The organism is Chryseobacterium carnipullorum (assembly GCF_003815695.1).
Taxonomy (GTDB): domain Bacteria; phylum Bacteroidota; class Bacteroidia; order Flavobacteriales; family Weeksellaceae; genus Chryseobacterium; species Chryseobacterium carnipullorum.
Genome location: NZ_CP033920.1, coordinates 5,318,003 through 5,336,999 on the forward strand (window position 1 = coordinate 5,318,003; position 18,997 = coordinate 5,336,999).

The 18,997-nt window shown below is 38.5% G+C and carries 14 protein-coding genes; 5 read left to right on the forward strand and 9 right to left on the reverse strand.

The window, feature by feature from the left end; genetic code table 11:
* Nucleotides 1-215 precede the first annotated feature (215 nt).
* The 3 genes from EG346_RS24030 to EG346_RS24040 all read right to left on the reverse strand — a co-directional run bounded on the left by EG346_RS24030 (nt 216) and on the right by EG346_RS24040 (nt 7,086).
* Nucleotides 216-2,273, reverse strand: a complete 2,058-nt coding sequence (locus tag EG346_RS24030) for a M13 family metallopeptidase (RefSeq protein ID WP_123882426.1) — start codon at nt 2,271-2,273, stop codon at nt 216-218.
* 78 nt (nt 2,274-2,351) lie between these two features.
* Entirely contained in the window at nt 2,352-5,750 is a 3,399-nt protein-coding gene (locus EG346_RS24035) for a trifunctional glycoside hydrolase family 18/polysaccharide deacetylase/glycosyltransferase family 2 protein (RefSeq protein ID WP_123882428.1), read from the reverse strand.
* Between the two features lie 85 nt (nt 5,751-5,835).
* On the reverse strand, nt 5,836-7,086 hold the full coding sequence (locus tag EG346_RS24040; protein WP_123882430.1) for a CinA family nicotinamide mononucleotide deamidase-related protein: 1,251 nt from the start codon (nt 7,084-7,086) through the stop codon (nt 5,836-5,838).
* A 117-nt stretch (nt 7,087-7,203) separates the two neighbouring features.
* Between EG346_RS24040 and EG346_RS24045 the strand changes: the two genes are divergently transcribed.
* The gene (locus EG346_RS24045; protein WP_123882432.1) at nt 7,204-7,677 is read left to right on the forward strand and encodes a DUF7832 domain-containing protein; all 474 of its coding nucleotides are present in this window, start codon (nt 7,204-7,206) and stop codon (nt 7,675-7,677) included.
* Nucleotides 7,678-7,907: 230 nt separating this feature from the next.
* Here EG346_RS24045 and EG346_RS24050 read toward each other — a convergent pair whose 3' ends face one another.
* The 4 genes from EG346_RS24050 to EG346_RS24065 all read right to left on the reverse strand — a co-directional run bounded on the left by EG346_RS24050 (nt 7,908) and on the right by EG346_RS24065 (nt 11,825).
* Nucleotides 7,908-8,447, reverse strand: coding sequence for a lipocalin family protein (locus tag EG346_RS24050; RefSeq protein WP_073335388.1), 540 nt, complete (start codon nt 8,445-8,447; stop codon nt 7,908-7,910).
* 73 nt (nt 8,448-8,520) lie between these two features.
* A complete protein-coding gene (locus EG346_RS24055) occupies nt 8,521-9,255 on the reverse strand; it encodes a LytR/AlgR family response regulator transcription factor (RefSeq protein WP_123882434.1) in 735 nt (244 codons plus the stop codon).
* Between the two features lie 58 nt (nt 9,256-9,313).
* Nucleotides 9,314-10,033 (reverse strand): PA3715 family protein, encoded by a 720-nt coding sequence (locus EG346_RS24060; RefSeq protein WP_123882436.1) that lies wholly within the window; start codon nt 10,031-10,033, stop codon nt 9,314-9,316.
* 10 nt (nt 10,034-10,043) lie between these two features.
* Nucleotides 10,044-11,825 carry a tetratricopeptide repeat-containing sensor histidine kinase gene (locus EG346_RS24065; RefSeq protein ID WP_228426413.1) on the reverse strand — a complete coding sequence of 594 codons (1,782 nt, stop codon included), beginning with the start codon at nt 11,823-11,825 and terminating at the stop codon, nt 10,044-10,046.
* 366 nt (nt 11,826-12,191) lie between these two features.
* Between EG346_RS24065 and EG346_RS24070 the strand changes: the two genes are divergently transcribed.
* The 3 genes from EG346_RS24070 (at nt 12,192) to EG346_RS24080 (ending at nt 15,836) form a co-directional block, all read left to right on the forward strand.
* Nucleotides 12,192-12,866: an SIMPL domain-containing protein gene (locus EG346_RS24070; protein ID WP_123882439.1), complete on the forward strand. Its 675-nt coding sequence runs from the start codon at nt 12,192-12,194 to the stop codon at nt 12,864-12,866.
* A gap of 154 nt (nt 12,867-13,020) precedes the next feature.
* Entirely contained in the window at nt 13,021-14,622 is a 1,602-nt protein-coding gene (locus EG346_RS24075; protein ID WP_123882442.1) for a DUF4139 domain-containing protein, read from the forward strand.
* 17 nt (nt 14,623-14,639) lie between these two features.
* Nucleotides 14,640-15,836, forward strand: a complete 1,197-nt coding sequence (locus EG346_RS24080; RefSeq protein ID WP_123882445.1) for a vWA domain-containing protein — start codon at nt 14,640-14,642, stop codon at nt 15,834-15,836.
* Nucleotides 15,837-15,911: 75 nt separating this feature from the next.
* Here EG346_RS24080 and EG346_RS24085 read toward each other — a convergent pair whose 3' ends face one another.
* Nucleotides 15,912-17,117 (reverse strand): NAD(P)/FAD-dependent oxidoreductase, encoded by a 1,206-nt coding sequence (locus tag EG346_RS24085; RefSeq protein WP_123882448.1) that lies wholly within the window; start codon nt 17,115-17,117, stop codon nt 15,912-15,914.
* A gap of 117 nt (nt 17,118-17,234) precedes the next feature.
* Here EG346_RS24085 and EG346_RS24090 point away from each other — a divergent pair, with 117 nt between their 5' ends.
* Complete coding sequence (locus tag EG346_RS24090; RefSeq protein WP_073335395.1) at nt 17,235-17,615, forward strand: SpoIIAA family protein; 381 nt, start codon at nt 17,235-17,237, stop codon at nt 17,613-17,615.
* 163 nt (nt 17,616-17,778) lie between these two features.
* Here EG346_RS24090 and EG346_RS24095 read toward each other — a convergent pair whose 3' ends face one another.
* Nucleotides 17,779-18,981 carry an MFS transporter gene (locus EG346_RS24095; RefSeq protein WP_181876094.1) on the reverse strand — a complete coding sequence of 401 codons (1,203 nt, stop codon included), beginning with the start codon at nt 18,979-18,981 and terminating at the stop codon, nt 17,779-17,781.
* Nucleotides 18,982-18,997: the final 16 nt, after the last annotated feature.

Here is an 18,997-nt window from a genome sequence, read left to right on the forward strand (position 1 = left end):
ATAGGATATCTTTTGGAAATATAAACGAAGTTGAGATTTATGGGGAAACAACCCGGGCAAAAATTCTTTGAATTTTCGCCACCTCTCCGGAAAAGGGAAATGATGGAAGTTGTTATTACAATTATCGTTCTTCCGATCCTAATCTATAACTCCCAACACCTATCACCTCCTACCTAAAAAACAAAAACCGCTCATTGCTGAGCGGCCTTTTATTTTTACCAGATTTTAATTCTTTCTTCCGGCGTTTTGTATAGTTTGTCTCCTTTTTTCACATCGAATGCTTTGTAGAATGCGTCAACGTTGATCAATGGACCAAAACTTCTGAAGTATCCCGGAGAATGCGGGTCAGTTTTAACCTGATTCACCATATATTTCTCACTTGATAAAGTTCTCCAAACGGTTGCCCAGCTTAAGAAGAATCTCTGATCCTGAGAGAATCCACTGATTTTCCCTGGATTTCCTTTATCTTTCAGGTACATCTGAAGGGCATCGTAAGCAATGTTTACTCCACCCAAGTCAGCGATATTTTCACCATTGGTAAAAGTACCGTTTACGAACGTTCCTTTTACCGGCTCGTATTTGTCATACTGAGCGGCAAGAGCTTTTGTTGCTTTCTCGAAGTTGGCTTTATCTTCCGGCGTCCACCAGTCTACCAGGTTTCCGTCTGCGTCAAACTGAGCACCTGAATCATCAAATCCGTGGCTCATTTCATGACCGATAACGGCTCCGATTCCTCCGAAATTCACGGCAGCATCAGCTTTAGGATTGAAGAAAGGAGGCTGAAGGATGGCAGCCGGGAACACTATTTCGTTGTTTACCGGGTTATAATAAGCATTAACCGTTTGTGGCGTCATTCCCCATTCTGTCTTATCAACAGCTTTTCCAATTTTTGCTAAATCTTTATTGTACTGCCATTCGCTGATGTTCTGAAGGTTTTTGTATAAAGTTCCACCTTTAGCTTCAGGAATGATCTCTAATTTTGAGTAGTCTTTCCACTTGTCCGGATAAGCAACTTTTACAGTAAACTTGTTCAGTTTAGTCATTGCTTTTTCTTTCGTTGTAGAAGACATCCATGCTAAGTTGTTGATGTGAACAGCGAAACTTTTCTTTAAATAGTCGATCAATTCCACCATCTGAGCTTTTGCTTCAGCCGGGAAGTATTTTTCAACGTATAATTTACCGAAAGCCTCACCAAGAGAACCATTGATAAGCTCAAAGCCTCTTTTGTTCAATGCTCTCTGCTCCTGCTGGCCTCTTAAATATTTACCATAGAAACCAAATCTCATATTCCCCAGTTTCTCACTTAAGTAAGAAGCACTTCCGTGAATCATGTGGAATTTTAAATAATCCTTGATGACAGGAAGATTCTGAGCATTGACTAATTTATCAAAGTTTTTATAATAACCGATTTCTCCAATGATTACTTTATCTGTATTGACCCCTACTTTTTTAAGATAAGCAGGAATATCAACCCCTTTTACCAGTGTTGAAAGCTCAGCCATTGTTCGTGGGTTGTACTGAAGCGTGTTATCACGGCTCTGCTCGTTGGTAAGATAAGTCTGTGCAATGCTTTTTTCGTAATCTACGATTCCTTTTGCCGCTGCATCAGCATTTTTATACCCTAACTCAGTCAACATAGAGGCTACATATTTCTGATATTCAGCAATAGCTTCTGTATTTTTTTCGTTGACCTTCTGATAGTAGTCTCTTCCTAAACCTAAAGAAGCATCTCCTAAGTAAACGGCATTCATTTTAGAGTCTTTAAGATCTGCATCCACACCCCATCCGTATAACGTATTTTCTCCGTCTTTCGTTACAGAAATCAAATAGTTCTGAAGATCGGCAAGATTTTTAATCGCATCAATTTTATTCAGGTTAGCCTGAATAGGTTTGATCCCATCTGCATTTCTCTTCTCCATATTCATGTAAGAAGCATACAGATCCTGAATTTTTTTCCCTTCACTTCCGTCGGCAAATTTATCTTTCAGAAGAGAGTTTAAAATAGTCATGGAGTTGTTGTCTGTATCTTCAGCCAGTTTGTTGAAACTACCCCAAGTTGGCTTATCGGATGGAATTTTGGCTGTTTTCATCCAAGTTCCACTTACGTAGTTATAAAAATCATCCTGCGGACGTACAGAAGTATCCATAAGGCTCATATCTAAGCCTTTATCGGTGCTGTTAACTGCTGTTTTCACGGCTTTAGACTGTCCGTTCACGGTATTAAGTGAACAAACACCTGCCAATAAAAACAAAGAAAGCGTTAGTTTTTTCATTATGATAGCAAATTTATAGTATAGGTCTCTTTTTTTTATGATTTGTTACTTTTTATAAATAACAAATTTAAACAAATATCAGGAAGTTGCCATCTCTTTTACATTTCCGGTTCTTTTTAAAAATCCCCATGCCTGCATTTCCCCTTTCAAAGCTTTTCTTAAACTTCTGAATAACACGATATACATCAACCATCGGTATCCGAAACGTTGCGGAATCACATAGAGCAAGCCCGTTAGTTTTTCCCGCTGCATAATAAATGCCGCCAGTGCCAGGGAAGCATCTACCAGAAGGAAGATCAGGTAATACGTTAATATTTTTCCGCCATTTCCTGATAAAATTCCAAAGAACATAATCACATCCGCCAAAGGTGAAAAGAAAGGAATGATGTATTGAAACAGTAAAATATTCGGCATCGCCCAAAGACCAAGTCCCTTATATTTCGGATTGAGGAAGGTCTGGCGTTGTTTCCAGAACATCTGCATAATCCCATAGGTCCAGCGGAATCGTTGTTTTAAAAATTGTTTTACGCTTTCAGGCGCTTCAGTTACTGCAACAGCTCTGTTTTCATTAGCAACGGTATATCCGGCTTTTAAAATCTTTACTGTAATGTCACAGTCTTCTGCCAGCGTATCGGAAGAATAGCCTCCCGCTTGAGTGATCACTGATTTTTTGAATGCTCCGATTGCCCCCGGAATCACTGTAATAGCATTGATATGAGCATAAGCCAACCTGTCGAAATTCTGACTGGTAGTATATTCTATCGATTGCCATCTGGTGAGCCAGTTTACCGTGTTTCCTACCTTTACATTACCTGCAACGGCGGCTATCTTTTCCTCAGGATCTGAGTTTAAAAATCTTGCAATCAGATATTTTACCGCATCCTGTTGAAGTTGGGTATCCGCATCAATGCAGACTACATATTCCGCATCAGTTTGGGAAATTCCGAAGTTCAGGGCGGTTGCTTTTCCACCATTTGATTTGGTGAAAATCTTCATTTTAGGATGGTTTGAGAATGCTTCATTTGCTTTTTCATACGTTGAATCTTTACTTCCATCATCCACCATAATGATATCGTAATTCGGATAAGTTTGTTTCAATAAATTATTCAGGGAAGAAATAATATTCACTTCTTCATTATAAGCAGGAACAATGATGGATACTTTCGGATAGTTTTCAAAAGCAGGAAAATCGCCCAGCAACTTTTCTCTTTTTCTTTCTTTAAAAGCCCAATACATCATGAACATCAATCTAATAAGACCTAAGCCAATAAAGAGGGTAAAAAGTGCCACCAGAAAATGACTTAATCCGTAGATTGCTGTAGCCAGAACCAAATTGAGCTGCATCACATAATACGATCTAGTTTTAGGAACTTCCGGCATCAGTACATTTTTGTTTTTATGCAGAATGCTGGAAAGGTTCGTAAAGTGATAGCCTTGCTTCTGAAGCATCGGAATTAAAATTTTAAGGGCTTTAACGGTCTCTTCTCTGGTATCTCCTCCGGCATCGTGCAGAAGAATAATATTTCCCCGTTCCTGTTTGATCCCTGCCAGTACGCGCTTGATGATTTCATCTGATTTTATTCCTGGCTGCCAGTCTTCTGGATCAATGCTTTCTCCGATGTCGAGATAATTTTGCTGTCTTGCAAGGGCCACAGGTATGATTTCTTCAGAAGTGGTAGGTTCGGAGTCTGCGTTATAAGGTGCTCTGAACAGAATAGTACTGTGACCTGTTACACATTCAATAAGCAGTCTTGTGAGTTTCATTTCAAGCAGTGCTCTTTCGGGACTTACTTTCGCTACGTTTTCGTGGGTAAAGGTATGGTTGCCGATCTCATGACCTTCACGGTATATCCTTTTAACCAATGGAAGATTTCTTTCGGCATTAAGTCCTACAAGAAAAAATGCGGCAGGCACATGATATTTTGACAGAATATCGAGAATTTGCGGAGTATAGGTTTCATCCGGACCGTCATCAAAGGTCAGGACCAGCTCTTTCTGGGGTGCTTCCCCATATTTTTTCACTTCGTAAGAACTTGGATAGGTGATATAGTTTTCGTCTGTGATTATTTTCTCTTTCGGATCTATTTCCAGGGCAATTTTTCCGTCATGAGGAGTATTCAGAACATCCAGTATTTCTCCGTCTCCGATGTAGTCTACCATGGTCTGCCCTTTTACGTTTTCTAAAGTTTTTAAATTAAACGCAGGAAGACCGGCGGATGAGAGATCTTTATCATAGAAATTCCAGATTCTGCTGTCTTCACTACCCAATCTCCAAACTGCAGTTCCTGCCAAAGGATATTCAGAGGAGAAACGCATGGTATTGAAAATGGAAGCCGCATCGTTGAAGAATACCGTGTGGGTATTGTTTTTAGAATCTGTGTAGGAGTAATTTAAATTGAATGTATTATCATCAAAATTAATAACTGCTTTACTCGCGCTGGCTTTTGTAATAGCCTGCATATAAGTAACGGAGGTATTGTCATCTTTATTGGTACTCCAGTCATATCCGTAGGCACCCAATCCCAGAATTATTTTTTCAGGAGATGTTTTTTTCAGGATTTTTTCAGTCTGTGCTTCAACCCATTTTTGTGAAGAAACGGGCCCCGAATCACTGTCTGCGGCATATTCATCATAGGCCATCAGGATGAAGTAATCTACATAAGGATTGAGTTTTTGGATATTATAGTCATCATTATCCGTCATAATATCCATGGTAACCAGCAGTTTGTTCTGTTTGAAAGTTTCTGAAAGTTCCTTCATGAAGGCGATAAGATATTCATCAGAATCCAGGTTCATATCTTCAAAGTCAATGTTGATTCCTTTAAAATGGAATTTCTGACATTGCCGGGTAAGTTTCTGGATAAGGTTTGTTCTTCTTTGAGGATCTTTCAGGACTTTCCCAAGACCTTCAGAACGGAATTCACGATCAGAATTATTACTTAAAATTGGCATTGCTGCGACTCCGGTTCTTTTAATGATTTTGTAGCCTTCAGGATCGATGTTGGTCTTTAAGTCTCCTGTTTTAGGATCGAGAAAAAACCATTCGGGAAAAACGAGGTTGATGTGTCTGATATTTCTTTTCAGAGACATCAGTGACTGTGGGTCCCAGGCTACGTAGAATGCCGAGCGTATTCCACCCGGAAACTGGGACCAGTTTCTGTTTTGGTTTTTGAGCCTTTCGGCTCTTGCCTGCTGGATTTTAGCCAGACTGGTATGCATTGTTTTTTCAGAAATAAAACTTCTGAAACCTTTATATTCTTTGGATATTTTATTTTCCTGAAGATAAGGCTTACTGGCGGTAATTACTGCTTTATAATCTTCTTTAAATGGAATTTTCGGGCTTTTTTCCAGTTTCATCATCACCCCTAAAGCAAGAATGAGCAATACGGCCACGAAAATAAAAATACGACTTCCCCACTGTACGCTTCTCCAGCGTTTTTTACTGTCAGTCTGAAAAATCTGTTTTGAGTCTTTCACGTTATGAAATTTATTACAGACATCTCAAAAAGCGTGAAAAAGGGCATTCATTTTAATTAAAATAAAATTAAAAAATACCTGGTTGTTATCTATTGATAAGAAGCCCTACCAAATCCTGAATAATTTTCTGTGAAACAAAATTCATGAAATCAAGTCTGTCTAAATGTGGCATATACAATTTTGAAGTCACTTCGTGATCTTTGATGCGTATGCTGTAGAAAACAGTTCCTACCTCATTGCCATCTTCTCCCTTTCCGGGACCTGCCACTCCTGTTGTAGAAATGGAAATATCGGTATCAAATAATCTCTGACAACCTTTTGCCATTTCGCTGGCCACCTGTTCACTGACTACGGTAAACTCGTCTACGGTCTCTTGAGAAACTTTTAAAATCTCTATTTTCTTTTCTGTGGCATACGGTATAATACCTGCAATAAAATATTTTGAACTTCCGGCAGTGGAGGTAATCATTTTTGCCAACTCACCGCCTGTACAGCTTTCTGCAGTTGAAATGGTCAGATTTCTTTCCATAAGAATTTCTGCAAGGATTTTCTCTATTTTATCTTCAGTGACTGCAATGACATGGTCTTTTACCAAAGGAAGAAGTTTTTGAATCTCCTCTTCAGCCTGCTTTTTCAGGGCAGACTCATCATCTCCGGAGGCAGTGAGTCTGAGCTTTACGCGTGTTCCTACCGGAAGATAGGACAATGAAAGGTTTTCAGGAAGTGCAAGTTCCCAGTCTTCAATGGTATCTGCGAGAATACTCTCTGGAATTCCCACTACAGAAACAATTCTTGTATAGATATAATAAAGGTTGAATTTTTCTTTTAAATACGGAACAATCTGGTCTCTGATCAGTGGTTTTACTTCATAAGGAACACCGGGAAGGCTGAAACATAATTTCCCGTCCTGCTCCATCATCATGCACGGTGCAGTCCCGAAATGATTTTGAAAAACCACAGATTTCGTAGGAACGAAGGCCTGCTCTCTGTTTCTTTCAAGGATATCAGTACGGCCCCGTCTTTCCATGTATTTTTTAAGGTGGTTGAAGGTCACCTCATCAAGCGCAATTTCATCATTGAAATATTCGGCCAGTGCTTTTTTGGTTTTATCATCGCGTGTCGGCCCTAAGCCACCAGTGGTGATGATCAGGTCACCTATCTCAAAAGCAGCCTTTAAAGTTTTTTTAATGGTCCCGATTTCATCTGAAATTGTGAAAATCTGTATAACCTGTATGCCTATATTTTTAAGTTCAGTGGCAATAAAATTAGAATTGGTATCAACGGTGTTTCCGGAAAGGATTTCGTCACCGATAGTAATCAGAACTGCTTTTTCCATATATAAATTCTTGAAAGAAAATCTCCTGCAAATGACGGGAAAATCTACGGCTGCGACAACATAAAATGATTTTTTCTATCTTTGGCTGATACTGTTTAAAACTATAATTATTCGGCGATGGCAAAATATGATGATGCTTCCTGGCACTATGGCGGAGAATATCCGGAAAATTTACCTGATGAAAATGCAGCGACCCATATCGGAATGTTTCTGGCTTGGTGTATCAACAACGATCTGATCTCTGAAGAATTGGCGGAAGATTCTACAGATGAGATCCAAAGGGTGAAAAGACGGGAAATGACAGGAGGAGAATTCCTGATTGATGTATGCGATGAAAAGTTGAGCGAGTATGATCTCAATACTCAGGGCAATGGTTTTGCGAAGGCTTACTATAATGATGATACAGCATTTGGGAAGAAACTCAGTTCTTTTGCAGATGATTACTCAGAAACTTTTGACAGAAAAGCAGAAGAAAATGATTTTGAATACGAATCTTTCTACCATGTAGAAGATACCTATGAAAACTATGATCTTATAAAACCGCTTGTTGATCAGCGTTTTGAAGAGTGGAAAGAGTTTGCAGGGATTTGAGTGTGTGAAAAAAAGTTGCTGGTTGGCAGTAACTAAAAATACCATTTAAATAATCTGAAGCCTGACATTGAAATATTGAATCAGAAAAATATCTGGTGGCTTCGGGTACCTCAGCCACCAGTAATACTATTTGAATGTTTGATGTTATGTCTGACATCTGATATCTAATATCTGACGTCTAATATCTGATATCTTTCATCAAGAATCTTGATTCCTGACTCTATCAAGGCCTAATTATGTTTCACCCAGATCAGCTCATCGGTATTATAGCCGATTTTTTTTGCTTTTTCAATAAAACGTTGCTTAATACTATCCGGAATAGAGGGTGTTCTTGACAAGATCCATAAGTATTTCAAGCTGCTTCCTGCAACTAATGCATACTGATAATCTTCGTCGATATCAATAACATTATAGCCGGCCCAGATGGGTTTGAAAAATGAAACTTTAAGACGGGCTTCCGTTTTGTCATTTACGAATCGGGCTTCTCCGATCGATTCTTTGTGCTCTTTTTTTATATAATCATAGCCTTTATTGTCTACACGAATGGAACCATCAGGGTTCTCCGAATATTCGGCAGTGACATTGTCCATATTTTTTTCGAATCTATAATCAAAACGGGCAATTTCATACCATTTTCCGAGATATTTCTTAGCGTTAAAATTAGTAACAGCTGCTGCTCCTTTTGGAATTCCTGTAGAACATGAACTGTAAACAATAAGGCCTAAAACACCTAAAGCTACTGGAATAGCAATTTTCTTAAACGTTTTCATAGTTGGATATATTTGAATGATTGCCATGAAAACTTCAAAAACAGTGCCTTTAAGCTTTTAAAAAGAATAAATTCTAAGAAAAAACCTTTAGGAATTGATCTTTGAAACTACCGGAGACCTCAATTTCCGTATTGTCAGAAAGCATTATGGTCCCACTTTTATGATAGGATTTTACAAATCTGATGTTGATGATATGGGAACGATGAACTCTGACAAATGGATTTTCCAGAAGGTCATCAAAATGTTTCAGGAAACGGCAGACCATCTTTTTTGAACCGTCGGTGAGGCAAACCTGTGTAAAGTTTCCGTCTGCCTGGAGCCTCAGGATATCTTCTGTTTTGACAACATCGAATCCCTGCAGTGTGGGAAGGATCAGCTGTTGTTTTTCAGGTTTTAATTTTAAATTTTCAAGGAGAATTTTATTTCTATTGAGTTCTTCTTTACTTTCAAGGCTCTCTGCTACTTTATTCACTGCCAAAATAAGCTCCTGAATATCAATTGGTTTTAAAATATAATAACTGGCGGATTTATTGAGTGCCTGGAGCGAATATTGTGAAAATGCGGTGATAAAAATCGTTTCGTAAGAAAATTCTTTAGTAGCTTCTAATACATCAAAGGCATTTCCAAATGGCATTTCTACATCCAGAAAAACCAGCTGAGGTTGCTTTTCGGCAATCAGCGGAACGGCTTCTTTAATATTTTCAGCCTCGCCCAGGATTTCTACCTGCGGACAGTATTTTGTAAGGTAGTTTCTCAGAACTTCTCTTGCAATAATCTCATCGTCTACAATTACGGATTTTATTTTCATTTTTTTTCAGGTTAGAGGTTGCAGATAAAAAGGAGCAGGTGTTGGGTGAGTCAATCAGTTAATGGTATTTTCCGTTTTTAAATTTTAAGATGCGGTAGGAAGTTTTTGAGGTTTCATTTTCCTTACAATCTCCATTGACCTCCTTGCTATTTTTAGCATTAGAAATAGTTTTGATTTTTAGATCCGTGAAGTTATTGGTTTTTGTTTTATCCATCATAATGAAAGAATGGTTATCTTCAGCTTCGCCTGTGCATCTGGTATCCCATTCTGCACTGTAATTGCTTAATTCAAATTCATTCAACACTTTTTTTAGTGTTTTTCCCGCCGGATAATACAGGGAGATCGTTTCTGAGGAATAGGGATTGGGCTGGCTACCATTTTGAACGCTCACTTTTACACCAAAGGCGCGAATTCCATTGCTGATGGTATACAATCCGGTATCTATTGCTATACTTCTCAGCATAATAGCATCTGAAGTAATTCCCACAGGATCGACATACTGGTTTTTGATGGCTCCGTTTTCATCTGTAATGACAATATAATTACGGACCACGAAAAAATCTTCTTCTTCTTTTCCCTGAAGAATGGGGAGAACAGCGATATAGGAATCTTCTGCGTTCGGCATTTTCTTTTCGGTACAGAATTCTCCTTTGATCCTTGTTTTATCAAGCTTTAAGCTCTTCACTATATTCTCAAAACGGGTCAGATTGATTTCCTGTGCGTGTAATATTCCTGCCCATGAGCACATCAGTATTCCGATTAATATATGTTTCTTCATCTTTTGTTCTTTACCCTAGTTTTATTTTAATATTAACGAGCACCCCATTACTGTTTTCCTTATCAATAATGACACAATGAATCTCTTTTTTATACAGGTCATTCAGCAGCTTAATCCTTTCCAGGGTATTTTTCATTCCGCGACCTTCCCTGCTCTTCTGGTGCTGGGTTTTCTGTTTTTTGCTTTCTTCAATCCCAATTCCGTTATCTTCGATCGTGATCTTTAAGAGCTGGTCTTCTTTTTCAAAACTCAGCTTCAAAAATCCTTTATCACTTCTGTAACGCAATCCGTGCCAGACTGCATTTTCAAGGAAAGGCTGAACAAGCATACCGGGAATTTTCAGGATATGCATATTGAGATTTTCATCTACTTCAATTTCGTAATCGAATTTATCTGCAAAACGTGTTTTTTCTAATGCAAGATAATTCTGAAGCAGATCCAGTTCCTGCTGGAAAGGGATGAAATCTTCGGCAGAGTTCTCCATAACACCACGCATCAGCTTTGAGAACTTCGTCAGATACTGATTGGCTTCCAGCTCGTTATTCGTCGCAATAAAGTGATTGACGCTATTCAAGCTGTTAAAGATAAAGTGAGGATTCATTTCGCGGCGTAGCGACTGCAGTGCGATTTTTTTATTTTTAATCTGAACTTTTTTCAGCATTCTGAAAATAAAGATAACCAGACCGGTAAGGAGAATCAGCACCGCAATAAGACTGTAATTGAATACATTTTTCTTATGGATAAGTGCATCTTTCAGTTCTTTTTCCTTTTCAAGCTGAGAAATCCTTTGTTCGGTATCTTCCAGTATCTTATTGTCTACCAGACTTCTGTCTTTAGATACAAGGTCAGGAAGTTTCCCCAGAAAATCTCTGTACAGCGAAACTGAGGCATCTGTATTACCTGCTCTATCATAAAGACTGTCCAGTCTTTTTACACTTTTCTGCGCTTCCAGTGTATGTCCTTTTTCCAAAGCGATTTTGTAGGCATTCTCTAATAAAGTAGCCGCTTCTTTTGGATCATTTTTTTTAATATAAATATCTGCCAGCTCCTGAATCTGATTAACTTTTTCCTGCGAATTCTCTTTGACAAAATCTTCTTTCAGAACTTTCTTTTTAGCTTCAATGGCTTTTTCAAAATTTCTGTTTTCAACATAAAAATTGGTCAGCTTCTGATTGATTTCCAAAGCCTGCTGAGGGGCTGCTTTTTTGGAAACTTTATAAGCATTATTCAAATTCTCTTCTGCTTTGGGAATGTCTTTCTGCTGAATATTCACATCGGCCATCTGGCTGTAGCTCGCCGCTAGATCCCCTTTATCCTTTTCTTTCAGACCTATATTGATGTTATCCTGAATGGCCTCTACCTTCTGCTCCGATGTAGGAGAAGAAAGCCTCGCAGCATCATTAGTATTCACCGCCCTGCTTTTTTCAGTGTAGCTCATTTCAGCGGCCATGCTGTAATTGCTGATAGCCGGTGTTATTTTATTCTGCTTCTCTTGTGATTGGGCTATTTTCCGGGTGACAGCTTCCAGATTCTTTTTATCGTTGAGGTTTTTGTAAATGTTTCTGGCTTTAACTAAAAACTCTTCGCTTTTAGCATAATTTCCCTGATTGTAATAACCGCTGGCAATCCCTACGTAAGAGTCGGCTACGCCCTTATTATCATTATTGTCTACTGCTTTTTTAAGCTTAGCCGCAGATTTATAGGCTTGGGTAACCCGCGTGGAATCCTGTGCTGTACAGAAGTTTCCGGCAGCAAGAACAGAGATCAACAGTATTTTAAAAACTAATTTCACGGATTTCAAATCTTTACTGCAAAGTAAGTAAAACTTTAGGTATCGTTTTCTATTCTTTACCAAGTCAAAACTCTGTTTCACCAAGTTAGCTGATGAATAAGCTGATCATTCAATTTTCCAGTGGTAACAATTAAGCAACAGACTCTGTTATCGGGTTCATTATTATATGATCCAACAGTGTTCTTTAAAACTTAAAAATTTTTATCATCATTCAAATCATACTACAAAAAAACTTTTAAAAGACGACTCCGAAAGGAATTATCTTTTTTTTGGCCATCCACCAAGTCAAAACCTCCATTCACCAAGTCTCACAATTTCGGGTTTCAGATCGCAGTAATTTTACTTCAGAATTTAAAACAAGAAATTATGAAATTAAGACATTTTTTATTGATCGGAATCTTTACCCTGGGAAGTTTTGTGAATGCACAGGAGGTAAAGAAAAATGCTATTGAAGTAACAGGGATTGCAGAAATGGAAGTGGAACCGGATGAGATCATCTTCAGTATCGGCATAAAAGCGGATAACAAAAACGATCTGGCGGATAATGAAAAGAAACTGTTTGAAACGCTAAAGAATGCTGGCGTGAAGAACGAAGACATCAAATTTAAATCCATGTACCAGAATATCTATGCTAAAAATGGAAAATTCACGAAAAGCTATCAGTTCAAGGCGAGTACAAAATCAAATATCAGCAAAATATTTGAAGACCTTAACCAGAAATGGGTAAGCAATCTGAATGTTGCGGAAGTGAAGAATACCAAAATTGCAGACTTTAAGAAGACCGTTAAAATCAATGCTTTAAAGGCAGCCAAAGAAAAGGCAGATTATCTGTTGGAAAGTATGGGTAAAAAAACCGGAGCTGCTATTGAGATCGTGGAAATTGAAGACTACACCAGCGATATGGTTCTTCCTGTAGCCTACAAAAGCAGTGTCAGAAATATGCAGCTGGAAGCCGCCGACGCAACAGTAGATTTTTCTTTCGATAATATTGAGAATATCAAACTGAAATACAGCATCAAAACCAGATACGAAATCCTTTAGAAGTAACAGATTTAAGAGACAGTCCGAAAGGGCTGTTTTTTTTTTTTAAAGTTGATTTAAAAACTCACCAAGTGAAAGTCATGTTTCACCAAGTCTCCCGGTTTTCAGTCTTAAATACCGATAATTTTACTTCAGGAATTTAAAATAATATACTATGAAACGCTATTTAATATTACTCATCGTATTCTCTGCTTCATTTTTAAGAGCACAGGAAATAAAAAAAGAAATCGATGTAAAACAGGCGACTGTATTCCTTCAGGGGGCAAAAGTGTTTGGAAGCACTACCGTCACTCTGCAGAAAGGAAGAAACAGCGTGAGAATCGTCAACCTTCCCAACAATCTGGACGAAAATACCTACAGGATCAATCTTGAAAAAAATACAACGCTTCTTTCCATTACTCCACAAAGCCATTTTTTGAAAAATGAGGATTTGTCTGATGGAGAGAAAAAACTGGATAGCGAGAGGAAAAAATTACAGAGACAGGTTAATTTACTGAATATCCAGATCAAGAACCTGACCGGTGAACAGAATATCATTAATGACAATTTAAAGGTCTCTACCAACGACAAATCCACTCCGCAGGAACAACTGATCAGACTGACCGAGTTTTACAGAAAAAGAATGCTGGAAATCGACAATCAGGTTTTTGTTTTGAACGAACAGAAAACAGTTTTGGACGAAGGTATTGCTAAAATAAATCATCAGTTTGCAGAAGAGCAGACCCACAAAAACACCAACAGGAAAGAGCTTCTTCTGGAAATTCTTGCAGACAATGAAACGAGTCTGAATTTAGGAGTAAGTTATATCGTTTCTGATGCAGGCTGGGTTCCTTCTTATGATCTTCGTGCAGAATCGGTTAAGAAACCTCTTGAAATGGTTTATAAAGGAAAGATCTATCAAAAAACCGGACAGGACTGGAACAATATAAAACTGTTTGTTTCTACCTACAGACCTTCTTATAACCAGGACCGACCTATTTTATCTCCACTTTATGTCGCTGAATATACTGCTTATAATGCTCAGGCTGAAACTGCGGGCTACAAGCTTAAAGCTGTTGCAAAAGAAGTGAATTCCTATCAGATGAGAGATGAAGCTGCCGCTCAGCCAAGCCAAATCCCTGTGGCCACCGTTTCGGATAGTCAGATGAATGTAATGTATGAGCTTAATTATAACCAAACGATCTTAAGCCAGGAAAAAGAACAGTATGTGATCCTTGATAAAAAACAGATTGATGCATCGTACAAGTACCACACCGTTCCAAAACTGAACAATCAGGTATTCCTGATGGCCTTTATTAAAAACTGGCAGAATCTGAACCTGATCTCCGGAGAAGCCAATATTTATTTTGATGATAATTATATTGGAAAAACAAACATCGCCAGCAATTACGCGAAAGATGAATTCCCTATTTCTCTGGGTGTGGACGAAAGAATCACAGTAAAAAGGATCAAACTGGAAGATAAAACTTCTCAGAAAAACTTCAACAGCAATAAATGGGAAACGGAATCTTACCAGATCAGCATCAGAAATAATACGAAAGAAAGCATCGAACTGGAAATTCTTGATCAGCTTCCAATCAGTGAAAATTCAAAAATCCTGGTAAAAGCATTAGAGATCGGAAACGGAAGTCTTGATGACAAAACGGGAAGTATCCTTTGGAACAGAAACATCAGCAGCGGAGGTTCGGATAAAATCAATTTCTCTTATGAAGTGAAGTACCCGAAAGAGATGCAGATTCAATATTACAGCAGATAACCAATAAAAAAAATAATATGACAACTTTAAAAATCTTAGCATTGACCGCTGTTACCGCTTTTTTGAGCTCAGGCAGTTTTTCAGACATCCGCTGCTCAGGCAGCCATACAAAAGACCGCGCTGTAGTGGTACAGAATGCTTCTGTTACAGAGCGATCCACACCAGCAAAGGACAACAAAATTCAGGTTGCGCTTCTGCTGGATACCTCCAACAGTATGGACGGATTGATTGATCAGGCCAAATCAAGGCTTTGGAATATCGTGAATACTTTAACAACATTGAAGTACAACGGACAGGCTCCACAGATTGAAATTGCTCTTTATGAATATGGAAATGACGGCATCCGTGATGATAACTATATTCGTCAGGTCACTCCTCTTACGCAGGATCTGGATCTGGTTTCTGAGAAATTATTTGCTCTGAGAACCAATGGCGGAAGTGAATACTGTGGTGCTGTAATCCGCGACGCCTCGATGAATCTGAATTGGGACGGCAACGAAAAGAGCATGAAACTAATCTACATTGCCGGCAATGAACCATTTGATCAGGGGAGAGTGAATTACAAAGAAGTGATCTCCAAAGCGAAAAGCAAAAATATTTACACCAATACCATTTTCTGTGGAAGCAGAGAGGAAGGAACCCAAACATTCTGGCAAAACGGAGCTGTAGTTGGTGGCGGAAAATATTTCAATATCGACAGTGACAGGAAAGTCGTTTACATTGAAACGCCTTACGATGTGAGAATTTCAGAATGTAATACAAAACTGAACGATACTTACCTCTATTATGGAAGTCATGGCTCTGAATATAAACAAAAACAGGCTGCACAGGACAGAAATGCGGAAGTACAATCGGTTTCCAACTATGTAGAAAGAACGGTTGCGAAGTCTAAGAAAAACGCTTATAAAAATGATCACTGGGATTTGGTAGACAAAGCTGAAAAGGATGCCGGATTTATTGCCACCGTAAAAGATGATGCACTTCCGGCTGAACTAAAGGGTAAAAGTAAGGAAGACATTATAAAAGCGGTGGCCGGAAAATCTGCAGAACGTGGAAAGATTCAGAAGGAGATTGAAGAACTTTCCAGAAAACGTCAGGAATATATTGATACCGAAATGAAAAAACGGGGAAATCCGGATTCCGACGATCTTGGAAAAGCGATTGAGAAATCAATTTTGGAGCGGGCAAAAATGAGCGGATATACTTCCAAATAACAGGAATGGTGGCTTTTCAGCCACCATTTTTCTTTAATTTATTCCTGTGCCGGTGGCTTAGAAGCCATCAGGTTTTTATCTTCCAAACTTAAAATATTCAGAAAGCAAGTGTTTTTTATTTTTCATAAACTGGGAAGCCATTTCCATTCCGGTTACAGAAAAAGTAATTCCATTTCCTCCAAAACCAAGGACAAAATAGGAATTTTTAAACTTTTTATGCTCTCCGATGTAGGGTAACCCGTCTTTAGTTTCTCCGAAAGTTCCGGCCCATACAAAATCTGTATAAAACTGATAATCCGATTTTATTTTCTTTAGATTTTTCAGGATCTCTTTCTCTTTTTTATCGAGAAGAGCATCCCGTTTTTGAGCATCATTAAAATCTTCATCACCGCCACCGATAAGAAGCCTTCCGTCATCTGTTGTCCGCATATAGATGTAGGGTTCATCGGTATTCCAAACCAGTGTGCTGCTTATATTTTTAAATTTATCGTCATCAATTTCTGATACAACGGCGAAGGTACTTTTTAAATCTACGAAGTCTTCTTTGATCAGGTTTTTGCTCTCATAACCGATACAGTAGATGATCTTTTTCGTTTTGATCTGATAACCGCTGTCTACTGTCACCAGATTAAAACCTTTATGATATTCTACCTTTTTCATTTCAGTTTTATCGAATATTTTTAATCCTTTTTTTTCATTATGGGTAAACAGCTCATGAGCAAACTTAAAAGCATCGATACTGGCTCCCTGTTTAGACAGAATACCGCCATGGGTATTTTCAAACCCAAACTGATCTAGAATTTGTTCTGCTTCCAGCCATTTCACATTAAATCCAGCCTTTTTCCTTGCCTTATATTCTTCCTTGAGCCACTTTACATCTTTCTTTTTTGCCGCGAAATACAATGACTTTTTTCGTTTAAACCCTGCGTCAGATCTAATCAGTTTAGAAAGCATTTCAAGAGTATCTATTGCATCAGAGCAGGCTTTATAACTTTCGACCGCTCCTTTCTCCCCGATCTTTTCAATCAGTTCATAAAGGGGAACATCAATTTCGTATTGCAGCATCGAAGTGGTAGCTGAAGTACTCCCATTACAGATTTCACGTCGATCAATCAGGATTGTTTTATAACCGTCTTTTATCATTTGCTGGGCGATAAGACTTCCGGTGATACCTCCGCCGATAATTAAAACATCACATTCTTCATTTGATTTCAGTGACGGATAAGACTCTATAAGTCCATTCTTTATGAGCCAGAAAGGTTCGTTTGATTTTAGATCCATAATTGAATATTATATTTAAAAAAATAACACTTATAAGTATTTTAACTATTTATTATCAGTTTATGGTGCAATTATTGTACCCAGTTTTAAAATCCAACCACATTAAAATAATTTACTATGATAACGATTATTCCAGAAGCTCCGGAAAATGTTGCCGCATTTAATGCAACGGGAGAAATAACGAGAGAAGATTTTGAAAACCTTGTCATTCCTCATGTAAAAGAGAAAGTAGACGAATTCGGAGAGTTGAATTACCTTTTATACTTGGACACGGATCTGGATAAATTTACAATGGGAGCATGGCTTCAAGATGCTCTTTTAGGACTAAAAAATCTTTCCAAGTGGAATCGCGCGGCCATTGTTACAGACAAAGAAGCTGTACAGAACTTTACCGATATTTTCAGTGTTCTGATGCCGGGAGAGTTTAAATCTTTCCCTAAAGAGAATTTATACAACGCACTGTATTGGTGTAAAAATGGAGATGAAGTAGAGGTGTAAACGTAATTCATCATCAAAAAAGACTTTGTTCATCTACTTGAACAAAGTCTTTTTTCTGGGTCTCATTTATATTATTGATGCTTTAATTCATCAGATAATTTAGCTCAGAAAACAAAGCAGAAATCGTCAATTGATTTGATTCACCTTACTGCTTTCCTGTTTTTTATTTATCACAGGGCACGCATTCCACAGTTGTGTCATTGTCAGAAGGAGTCTCTCTTCCATACAGATATCTGTATCTTAAGCTTATTGCCAGACCAATGAAGGTCATTCCAACGCCCACTAATGAAGGATACTTGAATGAATATCCGTATTCTAAAGGAATTCCGCCTAAAAATGCTCCCATTGCATTGGCAATATTAAAAGCAGCCTGCATAAATGCCGCAGCCATCATTTCACTTTTTGGAGCTGCCTTCATCATCATGATATTAATAGGTGCCGCCACAGACATTGACAATGCTCCACAAACAAATGTCAGAATAAGGGCTATATTCTGATGTTCTGCAAACAGAAATACTCCTCCAAGGGAGATCATCATCAGAAAAATCAATAATGCACATGTCTTTTCGGGTCCTAGCCTATCGGAAATAAATCCTCCGGCAAGATTTCCAACAACCATTCCCGCACCCGCCAGCACCATCACGTAAGCCATCTGGTTGCTTTGGATTCCGGCAACGATTGTCATTAAAGGAGTGATGTAACTAAACCATGTGAAAAGTCCACCAAATCCAATGGCTGTAATTCCCAGAACCAGCCACGACTGCTTCTTTTTTAGAAATTTCAGTTCTTCGAGGAAGTGGGTATCCTGATTTGTTTCTATCGCAGGAAGCCACAATTTCAAAAACAATATGGCGAAAAGGCCGATCAATGCTACAATTGCAAAATAGAGTTTCCAATGATAAGCGTGTCCGATGTAAGTTACAAGCGGAACCATGACCAGATTGGCGACCGTAAGTCCAGTAAACATTAAGGATATATAAAATGCTTCCTTCCCTTTTCCTGCCATCCGGGATGCCACTACCGTTCCTACTCCGAAAAATGCTCCGTGAGGAAGTCCGGACATGAATCTGATGATGAGCATACTGGTATAGTCAGGAGCTATCGCAGAAAGTCCGTTAAAAACAGTGAAGAGGATCATTAAAACCATCAAGACTTTTTTAGGTGGAAATTTCACAGAATATCCGATCAGGATGGGAGCTCCGATCACGACTCCCATTGCGTAAGCCGAAATCAGGTGTCCTGCTTCAGGAATGGTGATCTTTAAGGTATTGGCAATATCAGGAAGGAGTCCCATAACGGTAAATTCCGTAGTTCCGATTCCCAGTCCGCCTATGGCCAGCGGTATAATTCTTTTATCAATCTTCATTGTGAGTAAACTTCTT